This window comes from Mesorhizobium sp. M2A.F.Ca.ET.067.02.1.1 (assembly GCF_004023285.1).
In the GTDB taxonomy this organism is placed as follows: Bacteria; Pseudomonadota; Alphaproteobacteria; order Rhizobiales; family Rhizobiaceae; genus Mesorhizobium.
In genome coordinates this window covers 1-13,759 of record NZ_RZSB01000071.1, presented here as the reverse complement: position 1 = coordinate 13,759, position 13,759 = coordinate 1, and the positions used below count along the sequence as shown (strand labels likewise).

Below are 13,759 nucleotides of genomic sequence, written 5' to 3'. Positions count from 1 at the left end.
GCATCTTCCGCCCATGCCAGCAGCTACGCCGCCAGAGCGTCATCCGCAGCCTGCTTGATCAGCCATTCGATGTGATTTGACCACATCTGCAACACCTCGCGCTTCTCCTTGACGTTGCTATAGAGATTGTAGATTTCGCCAATGTCTGTCAAGGACGCCGCCTTGTGATTCAGTATGTGCTCGATGACGTGTGGCAATACCTGCCGCCTGCCGAGATTTGTCGCGAGCGTCCTGCGCAGATCGTGAAGGGTCCAGTTCTCCAAAGCCACCCCGTCAGTATTGACCTTGCCGTCTAGAGCCTTCTTGCCCTTCGCGTAGCCTGAGAAGTGGCTTCTTTCGTTGCCCCTCGCAGGGAAAAAAACGTGTCATTGGTCTTCGGTACCGTCTGGGGGACCGACACCGCCAGTGTGGACAGCGGAATAAGCGTAGGCTCTTCGTTCTTCGTGCGGTCACCCGATAGTTCCATGTTCCGGCTTCAAGGTTGAGGACCAACGCATCGCGGCAACTTCCGTACGCCTCTGTCCGGTCAGAATGAGCAGTTTGACGATGGAGCCGAACGAATAGCCGATATCGCCCGGTTCGGGCTCACAGCCCGTTCATATAGCCGCCAGTTCGGCATCGTTCACCACTCGCTTGCGCTTGACGATCGGGGCCGGATCCGGATTTTCCAATCCCTCGCGGGGAAACCGCGGATGAGCCGTTGCGGCGGTTTGCGACACCAGTTGAAAAATGCCCGCATACACCAGAAGGCCGTGTTAGCCGCTTGCGGGTGACCCCCGGCGACGATCTTCTTGGTGATGTTAGCAATGTCGGTGTCGATCACATGGTGGATAGAGCGACTCCCGAGGGCAGGCACAAGATACCGGTTCAGGCTGGCCTCGACCAGTGCGGTGTTTTGAGGGTCGTTACTCGGCGGCCTGGAGGTGACCGCCATCGCCGTCCTCGGTATCGTCAGCGCTGATATGCGCCTGATCGGCAAGGAAGGCTGGCAGTTCCGATGGAGCTATGCTGGAATTTGGGTGACGAGGCTGATCAAGCGGCGCTCTGCGGCTTCGTTTCGATGACCTGGATTCCGTCCAGGAACCGGCACCTGCGATGAGTTTCGGCAACTGATTTTGTCCTTTCAATCGTCGCCACTTCCTGGCCGCGGCCAACAGCTTGAAGACCATCAGCTGGGCGGTTTTCGAGGATAGCGAGCCCTTGGTACGCACCGTGCGATAGCGAACGGTTGCAAAGACGCTTTCGATGGGATTGGACGTTCGCAGATGATCCCAGTGTTGGGCGGGGAAATCGTAGAGCGCCAGCGACGCAATATGATCTTTCGTCAGGCAGTCGACCGCCTTGGCATACGCCTCGGCCTCCATCTCGATCGCATGTGCAAGCAATTTGCGCGCGCCGCTGCGAAGTACATCCGTCAGGGTATCATCGATTTCGTCGGGCTGACGAAGGCGAACAATGTGTTGATAGTCTCGTTCATGGCGTATCACTCTCCTTGAGAGGTACTGGCAGGCTTCATCACCCGCCTCGATACGCCGCTCTCCTCAAGCCGCCATCATCCAGTTTCCGCCATGGCTCCCCCTGATTGATCCGCTTCACCTGTGCAACTGCACAGGCTGCCCTAGCGGGGAGATTGGCCTCCAATGGCGAAAACTTGCCGCAGGAGACCCTCCGATGACCGTGCCTATGGCGCCGCCGCTACGACAACTTGCCGACAAGCAGCGTGCGATCCACTGCCGCGCTACTGCGCCTTCAAGGGACGTCTGGATCGCGACGCAGGAGCCGATGACCGTTACGGGATCAATTCCAGGTCGCGCTGGCCGTCGCTGTGCCAGTTCGACGGTCTGGTGGCAATTTGGGCACATCTTCTGTCGCCGACAGTGGCGATGGCTGACGCTTCAACGAAACGGGGTCTTCGACGTCTGCTGCCTTCGCCGATGCTTTGCGAAGTGGCATAATGTTTCGACTCACGCAGGCGCGGGCAGGGGATGTCAGTCATGAATCTCCTGACTGGCGCGGATCAGGCCGATTGGCGGGATGAAAGATCATACGACTACACCGCTGGCCTGACGCTGCGGGAGTGGGCTTGGGAGTTCTTACGCCGCAATCCAGCGTTCCAGCGCGATCTGACCGCTGCGCGCCAGCATTGCAAGACTTGGTCTCTCCAATCCTTTCTCGATATGGTCGCGTCGGCCGGCGACCTGTCACGCTGGGGTGTTCTGTTTCGCGGAGTCTTGTGGCCGCGCTTCGGTCGTATTCTGGTGTCCGCTCTGGTGCGTCCATGTGCTGCCGGTCATTGCGGAACGGTTGCCTGCCTCGTCGCCGACACCGCCGTTCGAACTCTCGGCATTGCCCTGTCGTGCAATCGTCCTGCTGGCGCCCGACAAGAGCCAGCATGTTCTTCTTCGCAATGCGGACCACGCGCTGCAGCTCGCCGTCTCGGGCGCGAATATCCTCCACCCTGTTTGCCTGCATACGCAAGCCATCTGGCCCGCGGTGCTTTTAAAGCATCGACTGAGGGGACTGGAGTGCCTCAATGCTCTCAGTCTAGGGCAACAGTTGCCCCCCCGCTTGTTTGCGCCGGAAAAGCGCGGCGTTCGTTTGTCCTTCGTTCTTCGTGCGCTCGACGGTTCGCTCGCCGGAGCACCTCATCGCGAGCTCGCCGAAGTTCTCATCGGTCAACGGCGCGTCCATGCCGACTGGGCGGATCCTCGCGATCATCTGCGCGACCGCATCCGTCGGGCCGTCTCGCGTGGCCGCGCGCTCATGAATGGTGGCTACAGAGATTTCCTAATTTGAAAAGCGACAGTCCGCGCTGTGCGTCGGTGGATGAACGTTCGCTCGCAGCTGTACCCGTCACCAACAGTCCGCCCGCCGACAGGACTGCATGGCGCCTTGCAAGTGCGCTCTGGTCTAGCTTGTCGATGCCGAAATGAGATGGGCGAGGGTGCCAAGGCGGTGGTTCATTAGGGCCGGCCTCGACCTGGACGCACATCATTGGTCGGAAAGCGGCGTGCACCGCAATGTCGCCATAGCAGCCAAGATCCTTTGAGTCCGGACCTGCAGTCCTGTTGGACCGGCGGGTGCAACAATATGGAGGGATTTGAGGCCTCACACCGTTCCCTGGTCGACAGCTCGGTCAGACATAGCACCCACCGCTTGATTATGGAAATGGTGTGCCTGGAGTGCAGCGAGTAGCGGCTTGCTGCGCACTGTCCTAAGAATAGCAGTCATGACCCGTCTGGGGGTCTGCAACACGACGATTCAACCGCTTGGGCATTGTCGCATATCCCACAATGTAGAATGCGCAACAGGGCAAAAGCTGATCCATCGGCGGTTTATCAATGCTTTTTTGCTTGGCACGGCACATGCAACGCAATGGGCAAAAGGCGCACGAACTGAGTGGCCCATCGGCCCTAGGAGCGCTGACTTATGCCCTCCCAAGGCATGTCCGGCCCGGCAGCGAGCTCAGTCTCCTGCCGGGCATCCGTGTTTCAGGTCAACGGCGTTTGGAACTTCCAATTAGGTGGCGGCATTGACCGCAGGCCGCCCCCCCGGTGGGGCGGAGAGACAGTGCAGCAGGTTTCAAATCCCGCCCATGCAAAGATATTTCATTTCCAGATAGTCCTCGAGGCCATGACGGGAACCCTCCCGCCCGATGCCGGATTGTTTGATCCCGCCAAACGGTGCCGCCTCCGAGGACATGCGTCCCGTGTTGATGCCAACCATGCCATATTCCAGAGCCTCTGCCACACGCCAGACCCGCTTCAGGCTTGAGGCATAGAAGTATGCGGCGAGGCCGTAGATCGTGTCATTGGCCTCGCGCACGACCTGATCCGCATCGTTGAAGCGAATGATCGGCGCGAGCGGCCCGAATGTCTCCTCTTGCGCGACTGCCATGACGCTGGAAATCTCGGTGAGGACCGTGGGTTCGAAAAACGTGCCATTCTTGCCGATACGCTGGCCCCCGCATCGTATTGTGCCGCCTTTCGCAATGGCATCTGCGATGTGAGACTCGATCTTGGCCAGAGCATGCTTGTCGATGAGCGGTCCGATGTCCACTCCGGCATCGAATCCGTCGCCAACCGACAAGTGCCGGATTCTTTCCACGAATTTCTTGACGAACTCATCGTGAACGCTCGATTGGACGTAAATGCGGTTCGCGGAAACGCAGGTCTGGCCGGCATTGCGGAACTTCGCCTGGACCGCACCGTCAACAGCACCGTCAATGTCGGCATCATCGAAGATGATGAAAGGTGCATTGCCGCCGAGTTCAAGGCTGACCTTCTTGATCTGGTCAGAGCACTGACGCATCAGCAGCCGTCCGACCTCCGTCGAACCGGTGAAGCTGATCTTTCGAATCTTGGAATTGGTGCAGAGTTCACGGCCCACGCGATCACCTTCGGACGCATAGATCAGGTTGACCACGCCATCGGGAAAGCCGGCCTGATGGGCGAGGGCGAACATTGCGCCAGCCACAAGCGGCGTCTGTTCAGCGGGCTTGAGCACGATTGTGCAGCCCGCAGCCAAGGCCGGCGAGATTTTGCGCGCCACCATGGAGGCCGGGAAATTCCATGGCGTGATCGTGCCAACAACGCCGATGGGCTGCTTGATCACTAGCATTCGGCGGTCTGTCGAGGGTGCCGAGATCGTCTCCCCATAGACGCGATTGGCCTCTTCGGCATACCATTGCAGATACGCCGCCGCATGCGATACCTCTGAAATGGCTTCGGCAAGCGGCTTGCCCATTTCCGCAGTCAGAATCGCGGCGAGATCGCCTGCATGGTCGATGATCAGCTGATGCCATCGCCAAAGAACGTCGCTACGTTCTCGGGCCGTCAACGCGGCCCATCCCGACTGCGCAACATAGGCCTTGTCTACCGCAGCACGTGTCTCCTCCACGCCCATATCGGGAAGCTCTGCCAAAACTTCGCCGGTCGACGGATTGACGACCTCGAACGTCTTATTGCCAACTGGTCTGCCGAGTGCCGGCAGGCGGTCGATGGCTCCAAACAGGTGCGGGGATTTCAGGCGACGGATCATCGGCAGGCACAGGGGCAATACCGGATTCCTCCTCAACGCAGCGAACATCCAGGTCGACGGGCCGTCAGTGTGTATTCTGCACCAGTGGGTTCGTCGTAGGGCCTCGGCAAAGCAGCTGGTAGACCACGCTAGCCCGATGAAAAGACAGCAGTTTCGTTAGTTTGAGTGCCCGCGGTTCATCAATTGATGGATTAAGCAGTCGGATGTTTGCTTCATCCACCATGCCTGCTGGTGGCGTGCGACTGAATTCTGCAAAAAGGCGGCATACATGCTGAGGAGCGCCATTTCGGCGAGAGGCCGCCGGACCGCCAATGCCGCGCAAGGTCGGCGAAAACGACTCCGCGCGTCTGCATGATCTGCTTGGCCCACGGGCCTCCAACGCTCTTCCCACGAGAAGCCCCGATGAAGAAGGAAGGTGTGATGAGTTTCTTTACTCATCCTTGCCGCCCAGCGGCGGGCCGACCACCAAAATGGCGGGCTCGGCCGAAAGCAGCTTTTTGGCCGCCGCCTTGACCTGTTTGAGCGTCACCCGACCGATGCTGCGGGCGCGACGCTGGTTGTAGTCGACGTCGGCCTTGTGAATCTGCAAATCCAGGAGCCGGTCTGCAATCGAGCGGGTCGAGCCCAGTTGGTCGATGGCATAGGCGCCGATCAGGTGCTTCTTCGCCGCCTTGAGCTCGGCCCCGGTCGGTCCTTGCTGCGCCATCTGCTTTACCACATCTCGCACGATGCTCAGTGTTTGGGCAGCGCAGTCCGAGCGTGTCTCTGTCGTAACCAGAAGCGAGTCAAGGGTTAGTTCAGAGCTGACGTGATAGGCAAGGCCGCGTTTTTGACGTACCTCCTCGTAAAGGCGGGAAGTCAAGTATGAGCCGCCAAGGATGTCGTTCAGCAGCACGGCCGCGTAGAAATCCGGCGCGCTAGGCTTCACGCCAGGCCAGGCCAACGTCAGCGAAGTCTGCGGCAGGTCGTAGTTCTCCTCCACCAGTTGACCGAGTTTCGGCGCGACATCGTAGACGGGGACGAGGGTTTGTTGCTCAGGCAAATCACCAAACAGCTGGTCAAGCCTTTCCCTCAACGTGTTCGCGTCAATGTCACCCACCACGGCAATATGGAGCCCGTCGCGAGCGAAAATGGCCTGGTGGAAGGCGCGGAGGTCGGACGGCGTGATGCCGGGGAGGCTCTCTTTTGTGCCTTCTCCCGGCCTTGAACAAGGATGCGCGCCATAGATCGCGCGCAGCCATTTGCGCTGAGCGATGGCGTTAGGGTCTCGCTCGCTGCCGACGATGCGGGAGACAATCTCGGCGCGGACGCGATCGATCGGCCCCTGCTCGAAGCGCGGCGCGTTCAGCGCGAGCCGAAGCAGGCCGAACGCCGCGTCCTGCTTTTTGGAAAGCATGCACATCGATCCGTAGATGTCGTCGCTTTGCGCGTCCAAACTCATTTCGGCGCCGGCATGGTCGAGCTTCACCTGGAAGGCACCGCTGTCGTAATGGCCAGCGCCTTCGATGAACAGGCCGGCCATCAGTTTGGCCATCCCCTCCTTCCCGACCGGGTCCTGCTTGGTGCCGCCCTTGAAGGCAAAGCCGATGTTGACGATTTCCACTGTGTGGTCCTCCACCAGCCAGGCGATGATGCCCTTTTCGGACTTCACCTCCTGGATGTTCATCGCAGCATGGGGCCGAGCGCCGAGCGTCATCTCTTGATTCTCCGTCTTGGGCAAGAGATAGCCCGTGGTCGAACGGTCGAACGCGAGATAGCGGGCGGCAACTGCTTTGATTTGCTCGGGGGTAACCTTGCGGATGCGATTCGGCCGTTCCTCGACATCCTTCACGGTACCGCCGGTGGCCAGCGTCGAGCCGTAGATGCTGGCGAGCCAGTCCAGGTTGTCTTCCGCAAAGATCATATTGAGCAAATAGTGGTCCTTGGCCTTGCCTAGTTCCTCGTTGCTGACACCATCCTCGGCAATGCGGGCAACTTCGGCAGCGGCCGCCGCTTCGAGATCAGCCAGCTTGGCATCGCCGCGCGGTGCGCCATAGATGGCGAACTTGGTGTCGTCGAGCACAGTGCCCTGGAAATAGACGCGGGCGCTGGAAGCGATACCTTGCTGGACAGCGAGCGCCTGGTAGAGCCGGCCGCGGTTACCGCCGCCGAGAATTTCGGCCAGCAGGTCGAGCGCTTCGGCCTCGCCCGGCTTGGCGGTGTGGTAGGACGGCACCACCCACTGCGTCGAAAAACTGGGCACGCTGACGCGGGCGTCTGAGAGCGTGACGGTGCGCCTGGTGTTCTGCTCGGGCTCAACCGGCCGGATGCGCGGCGGCAGGTCAGGTCCGCGCGCCACCTTGCCATAGGTCTTTTCGGCCAGCGCCCGCACCGTGTCCGGTTCGACATCGCCGGCCACGATCAGCACGGAGTTGTTGGGCCAGTAGTACTTTTCATAGAAGACGGTGGCGTCGACGCGGTTCAGCTGCTCGATCTCCTGCATCCAGCCGATGATCGGGATGCGATAGGGGTGGTTCTGCCACAGCGTCGCGTCGATCTCCTCATGGAGAACGTCCTGCGGGTTGGTGTCGGTGCTTGAGCGGCGCTCCTCGATGACCACATCGCGCTCGGTCTTGACGACATCGTCGGTCAGGATGAGGTTTCGCATTCGGTCGGCCTCGAAGCTCATCATCAGCTCGAGCGCCGACGGCGCCACTGTCTGATAGAAGGCGGTGTAGTCGGAGGAGGTGAAGGCGTTGTTGGAGCCGCCGATCTCGAACACTGCGCGGTCGAATTCGCCGCCCGCATGGTTGGTCGTCGCCTTGAACATCAGATGCTCGAAGAAATGGGCGATGCCGGATTTGCCCGGCGGCTCGTCGGCGCTGCCGATCTTGTACCACACCATGTGGGTGACGATCGGCGCCCGGTGGTTGGGAATGACGACCACCTCCATGCCGTTGTCGAGCACGAAATCCCTCGCCTTGCCGTCCTCCCATGCGACGGGGATCGGAGCCGGCCCCGCGCCGACCAACTCGGACGCAACGGACGTCCTGCGAAGCCCATGAGTGCGGGGCTTGCTTGGTAGTTCTGGTAGGGAGAGTGGGGTTATGGGCTGCGTTCCTGGCAAAGTGATCTGTTCCTCATTTTGAAGGATCTATGTCTCCCGAACGCCTATTGGGAGAAAGTGGATCGGCACGCGACGCCGAGCCACATGAGCCGTCAGCGTGTTGCTGGGCCTGACGCGAGCCTCATCTTTGGATGCGTCCGGGAAACTTTCGGCATGGTGAGGCCATGGGAAGTCTGCTCGTTATCCATTGGGTGTTTGCGGATACCTGAGCATGCCCCGTGCCAAGTAAGAAAGCCCCGATTCGCAAGGTTTGATCCAACCTTGATACTTGCGATATCCGACATTGTCGGGCATCCGACAGAAAGCGCCTTTCGCCGGCGCGCCGGCTATGACGCTCGCCTCCTCCGGCGTGACGACGATCCTTTGGCGGGCGCCGCGCACACCGATCTGCCCGCCTATCAGCACCGCGACATCGAAGGACAGCGCGATCGTGACTGGATGGGTCTTACGCAAACATGCAGCAGTGCCACCGCGATCAGGACTTCATCCGCCCCACAAAGACCCGAGCGCGAGGGACGACGTGTAAGGCTAATGATGCCGCGCATAAAGAGGTAAGGTCCCTCGTCGTACCGGCGAGCCCCTTCGCTGGGTCTCGCGAGGGTCTGGTTTGCGAACGTCGACCGACAGCATCACGGCATGGGCGGCCCCATCGGTAGGCAAGCATTGACCGTGCCATCAGCGTTGAGGCAGCGCAGAGCCCAATTTCCCGGTGCCAGCCGGTACGTTGGAGCTTCAACTGTGGCCAGCCAAGCGGGCCGAGGCCGTGAAACTCCTGATACCCTGGACCGTCCGGATTGCAACGCACGACGCCTTGGTCTCGCGCCAACGTCCATTGACGCTCAGCGAAGCATCATGCGGACGAGCTGGGAAAGCTTGGCCGGGCCGGCGCCTTCCCAGGCGCATGGGACGCGCGACGACCCATGTGGACCTTGGATTTCACTACGCACTTACGCTGCTTTGGCCTTGTCAGCAGCCTGAGCATAAAGCGTGCTCAGCTTTCAGGGCGAGCCTCTTTCATGTTGATAGCATCTGTCGTCATTCAGGATCGCCCCATTTTCGCATGCCGCTTGCAGCTTTCAGACTGTTGTCAGCCAGGGCCGCCATAAAGGGTCTCGTTTAACGCATTCGGGAGGCTTCATCACTCGACCACATTAATTTCGGGCGGTTCGCCGGCGCTCCGAATGGCACTTAACACCAGATCCTCTCCAAACCCGTGATGATCCAAGAGGAAAACGAAAAATCCCTAAATCATAAAAAAGCACCGATACGGTCGGCTCCAGGCTGATGAAATTGCGGTCTCACTGGCCACGCACGATACTTGCGATGGCGATGGCCATTGCAAAGGCCGGTCAAGCACCCAAGACGCTGACAAGCACGCCTCCGACCAAAGCTCGATCGTTGGCAGCCTTTCTAGCCGTATACTTGGGGCATTTTGGGACGGCGATCCGGACGCCGATTAAAACCTGCCGGTCGTCTAAATGGAATGGTTGGTCCGGGTCCTTACTGGACCCCGCCAACCCGATCGGGCCGGCGCACAGGGGCACCCAGACAATTGGACACGTCGCCTTTGCGCGGCGGCTTGCACTTTCTCGGATGGCCTTTTTTCTCCCCGGGCGAAATCGAGCGAGCGGTGAGGCGGAGCCTTCGATTTTGCCGATCATGTCGTGTCGCTTCGATCGAACTGCTCAGACGATGATAGCGGCATTGATTGCCGCGGCCGAAATGCGTTGTGTGAAGTACGATTTCTACGCCGTATACATACTGCCGTACAGTTCGCCCTGTCAGCAGCCTTGCCAGCAATCCGCCCTGTGTCCAACTGTCGTCGAATTCACCGGTGTCATTGAGGAATTCGTATGATCGCCTCGAAACCATCATTGCGACCGCGGGCGGGCGACGCAAGCTCTAGACTGCCACCGATCCGCTGGATAACCATGTTAGCGATATGTAGACCAAGGCCTGAGCCCGCAGCAGGAGTAGCACCACGACTAAATCGCTTTGTAAGCCCTTCGAGGTCGGGGAGGGGCACCACCGGTCCGGCGTTTGCAATAGCGATGGTTCCATCAGTTTGGACGGAAACTGTTGTCGGAACAGTGGGCAGTCCATGTATCAGCGCATTCTCGATCAGGTTACGAAGGAGGATCCCAAACGCATCGACATCCACTTTGCGCATCAAAGTGGTGCAGCCGTCGACGTTAAGATGCAGGCGTCCGGCATATTGCGGCTTTTTCCTCAGGTCGTCGATTTCCAGCCGAACCGATCGGACAAGATCGATCGCGTGATCCGCCATGCCAACCCCCGATTCGGCTTGAGCGAGCTGAAGCACTTTTTCGACAAGGCGGCCAAGGCTCGACAGCGCTTGCTCGATGCCGCGCGCACGCATTTTGGCCGACCCATTGGGAAGCTCGGCCACTAATCTCTGCATCTGAGCGATTGAACCTGCGATCGGCGTGCGCAGTTCATGCGCACTGTTTGCGGCGAACTCGCGTTCGGCCTCGAGAGCCGCCCGCAGACGATCGAGAAGCCGATTGACGGATGCCGCGATTGGAGCCAACTCTGCCGGGAAATCGCCCAAGTCCATTGGTGACAGATTGCCGCCGTCGCGCGATCCGATCTGCTGTCGCAGTACCTCGATTGGCCGCAGCGAGCGCCGGATCACGATCCACCAAACAGCTAAGCTAAAGGGCAGGAGCACGAGTGTCGGAAGGAAGACAAAAAGTGCGCCCTTCGCGATTGTGGTACGGCGGCCATCAAGCGGTTCGGCCAACTGATGATACACGCCGTCTTGGATCTCCTCTGTGTAGACGCGGTAATCAGCGTTTCCCCAAAAGCCGTTACTCAGGGGAGCATCAGGGAAGGGCTGCTGACCCTCTTCCGGTTCGGAAATAAGCACTACCCCGTACTTATTAATAACCTGCTCACGATAGGTCCAGTACTTTTTATAAGTTGGCAAGTGGTTATTGTATTGATCAACGTGTTTTACATTCAAGACCTTGATCAGCTCTGGTTCTCTGTACTCTGCGCTCGCCTGGAGCAAGTCATCCGAACTTTCGTTTACATTATTGCAAAAAATGAACGCAGCAATGGTTGGGGCGGCGATCCAAACCAGGAGCGTTGCCCCGCCTAACCACGATATCAGCTTTCTCGTCATGCTGTTCGAGTTCGTCATGTGACCACGAGCCTGTATCCGGAGCCACGCACGGTTGCTATTCTATCCCCGCCGATCTTCTTGCGGAGCCGGCTGACATAAACCTCCACTGTGTTGCTCTCGAACTCCGAATTGAATGAATAAAGCGCGTGCTCGATCCTCCCCTTTGAAACGACCGAACCGGGCCGGCGTAGAAGGCAGTCGAGCACCGCCCATTCGCGTCCAGACAGGTGGACCTCCTGCCCGTCGCGGAAGAGGCGTCGCTCGGCTGCCTGTATGGAAAGCGTCCCAACCGAAAATTGCGGCTCCGGAAAATGCCCTTGGCGACGTGCCACTGCACGGATGCGTGCCGAGAGTTCCCCCAGATCGAACGGCTTGACCAAATAGTCGTCGGCGCCAGCGTTGAGCCCCTCGATGCGGTGCGAAATCCGATCGCGGGCTGTCAGAATGATGACCGGCGTTGTATCAAGCCCCTTGATCAGCTCCCGCAGATAGTCGATGCCATTGCCGTCCGGCAGGTGAACGTCGAGCAAAATAACGTCGTAGCCGGCCACAGCTGCATGACCGCGCGCTCCGGACAGGCCCTCGGCCCAGTCGACCGCGTGGCCACCAGCCACCAAATGATCGTGCACAGCACTTCTAAGGTCGTCGTCGTCTTCAATGAGCAGTATTCGCATCAGGCTGCCGAGCTCCGGTATGAGGGCAAGGCTCCTGCCTTATTGATCGAAGCTGACAGTAGGCTGAACCGGCGCCAGCGAATATCTGGGGGCTTTCAGGCTGCTGTCAGCTACAATTGCAAGAAAGGGGTCGTTAACAAAGCCAAACGAAGAGGCCTTATGAAACCCCTCCTGATCTCGGCACTTTTGCTCAATGTGACCACCGGCGGCTGTACACTGGTTGGCGGGCAATTCGACGTGGCGGTCAACGAATGGCAGCCGCGCCACGCGTCAATGTCCAGGCTTGAAACTGACAGGTGTCTTAAATACGAGGGCACCGTAGCGGGTGCCTCCAGTTATCGAACAGTGCCTAGCAGGTCAGAAGTGCACTTTGACCATAGGGGTCGTCCGTATTTTCGGCGCTCGCGAACAGAGTCGACGGTCAATCGATGCGCCACTGCCAGAGTCTGGAACGGTCAAGTGTTTGTTATCCCCCGTCCGGGCCATATTCTCTGCCGAGGACCAAGAAGGCCCTATTTTCGGTGCCCACGAACAGAGCCAACGGTCAATCGATGCGCCACTGCCAGGGTCTGGAACGGTCAAGTGTTTGTGATCCCCTGTCCCGGCCGTGTTCTCTGCCGAACTCGCCCTTGTAGTCGGCACACCAAAGATCGTTAGGGCGACAGCCGTTTGAAAGTGGTGTCCCCGTCGCCCTGTTGCGCCTGCGCTTGCGGCGCTCGACCATGCCGGCGGTCGAGCACGGCATGCACGGTCGAGATCGCGGGCCGGTGCACATCCGGATACAGCCGGGCCAGCCGCTCGCGTATCTTCGGCGCACCCCATGTCGGCTTGTCTTGCTTGAGGCGCACAATCAGCTTCTCGATTTGAAACGGAAGCTGATTGGCGTGGCGATAGGGCCGCCGCGATCGGTCCGTCAGCCCCTCCAGGCCGCTGTCGTTGTAGCGCGTGAGGATCTTGTAGCCGGTCTTGCGCGAGATATCGAACTCCCGGCAAAGCACCGCCATCTTCTCGCCGTCCAGCAGCCGGGCGACGAACTTCAGCCGCTCTTCCATGACGTTACACTCCTTCCAAGGCACCTTGCTCTCCTTGCAAAGGGCCGAAAGTGTAACCCATCTATCCGGAATGAACTGTCACCCATCTTTCGGGAAGGGCAGTCATGGCCAAGGCAACTGGAAGCCGAATTTTCTTTTAGAGTATGAATCAGCGCCGTCTGCCGAAAAGCGCGTCCACGATCTTCCCTTTTGAAACGACCGTGCAGGGCTGGGGCAGACGGTAGTCGAGCACCGCCCATCCGCGTCAAGTCAGGTAGACCTCCTGCCCGTCGCGGAAGAGGCGTCGCTCGGCTGCCTGTATGGAAAGCGTCCCAACCGAAAATTGCGGCTCCGGAAAATGCCCATGGCGACGTGCCACTGCATGGATACGCGCTGAGAGTTCCCCCAGATCGAACGGCTTGACCAAATAGTCGTCGGCTCCAGCGTTGAAGCCCTCGATGCGATGCGAAATCCGATCGCAGGCTGTCAGAATGATGACCGGTGCCGATTCAAGTTCCTTGATCAGCTCCCGCAGATAGTCGATCCCATTGCCGTCCGGCAGGTGAACGTCGAGCAAAATAAGGTCGTAGCCGACCACAGCTGCATAATCGCGCGCTTCGGACAGGTTCTTGGCCCAGTCGACCGCGTGGCCACCAGCCACCAAATGATCGTGCATAGCACTTCCAAGGTCCTTATCGTCTTCAGTGAGCAGTATTCGCATCATGCTGCCGAGCTCCGGTATGAGGGCAAGGCTCCCATC

Annotated in this window: 6 protein-coding genes and 4 pseudogenes; 1 reads left to right on the top strand and 9 read right to left on the bottom strand. The window is 59.4% G+C overall.

What is annotated here, in order from left to right; genetic code table 11:
• Nucleotides 1–23: 23 nt before the first annotated feature.
• Both EOA28_RS40880 and EOA28_RS08675 read right to left on the bottom strand, forming a co-directional pair.
• Nucleotides 24–152, bottom strand: coding sequence for a hypothetical protein (locus EOA28_RS40880; RefSeq protein WP_135907184.1), 129 nt, complete (start codon nucleotides 150–152; stop codon nucleotides 24–26).
• Between the two features lie 880 nt (nucleotides 153–1,032).
• A pseudogene (locus EOA28_RS08675) lies at nucleotides 1,033–1,343 on the bottom strand (IS256 family transposase); the annotation flags it as partial.
• 937 nt (nucleotides 1,344–2,280) lie between these two features.
• Here EOA28_RS08675 and EOA28_RS08670 point away from each other — a divergent pair.
• The gene (locus EOA28_RS08670; protein ID WP_224570032.1) at nucleotides 2,281–2,796 is read left to right on the top strand and encodes a DUF2285 domain-containing protein; all 516 of its coding nucleotides are present in this window, start codon (nucleotides 2,281–2,283) and stop codon (nucleotides 2,794–2,796) included.
• A 786-nt stretch (nucleotides 2,797–3,582) separates the two neighbouring features.
• On the opposite strand, the gene EOA28_RS08665 is transcribed toward EOA28_RS08670, so the two are convergent.
• The 7 genes and pseudogenes from EOA28_RS08665 to EOA28_RS08635 all read right to left on the bottom strand — a co-directional run.
• Complete coding sequence (locus EOA28_RS08665) at nucleotides 3,583–5,058, bottom strand: NAD-dependent succinate-semialdehyde dehydrogenase (protein ID WP_128314813.1); 1,476 nt, start codon at nucleotides 5,056–5,058, stop codon at nucleotides 3,583–3,585.
• Between the two features lie 412 nt (nucleotides 5,059–5,470).
• Nucleotides 5,471–6,196, bottom strand: a pseudogene (locus tag EOA28_RS41120) (pitrilysin family protein); the annotation flags it as partial.
• A gap of 549 nt (nucleotides 6,197–6,745) precedes the next feature.
• Nucleotides 6,746–8,050, bottom strand: a pseudogene (locus EOA28_RS08655) (pitrilysin family protein); the annotation flags it as partial.
• A 1,933-nt stretch (nucleotides 8,051–9,983) separates the two neighbouring features.
• The gene (locus tag EOA28_RS08650; protein ID WP_210214929.1) at nucleotides 9,984–11,294 is read right to left on the bottom strand and encodes a HAMP domain-containing sensor histidine kinase; all 1,311 of its coding nucleotides are present in this window, start codon (nucleotides 11,292–11,294) and stop codon (nucleotides 9,984–9,986) included.
• Between the two features lie 14 nt (nucleotides 11,295–11,308).
• Entirely contained in the window at nucleotides 11,309–11,968 is a 660-nt protein-coding gene (locus EOA28_RS08645) for a response regulator transcription factor (RefSeq protein WP_024505389.1), read from the bottom strand.
• A gap of 619 nt (nucleotides 11,969–12,587) precedes the next feature.
• A pseudogene (locus EOA28_RS08640) lies at nucleotides 12,588–13,020 on the bottom strand (helix-turn-helix domain-containing protein); the annotation flags it as partial.
• A gap of 244 nt (nucleotides 13,021–13,264) precedes the next feature.
• Nucleotides 13,265–13,759 (bottom strand): response regulator transcription factor (locus EOA28_RS08635; RefSeq protein WP_245501497.1); only part of this gene is annotated, 495 nt, incomplete at its 5' end.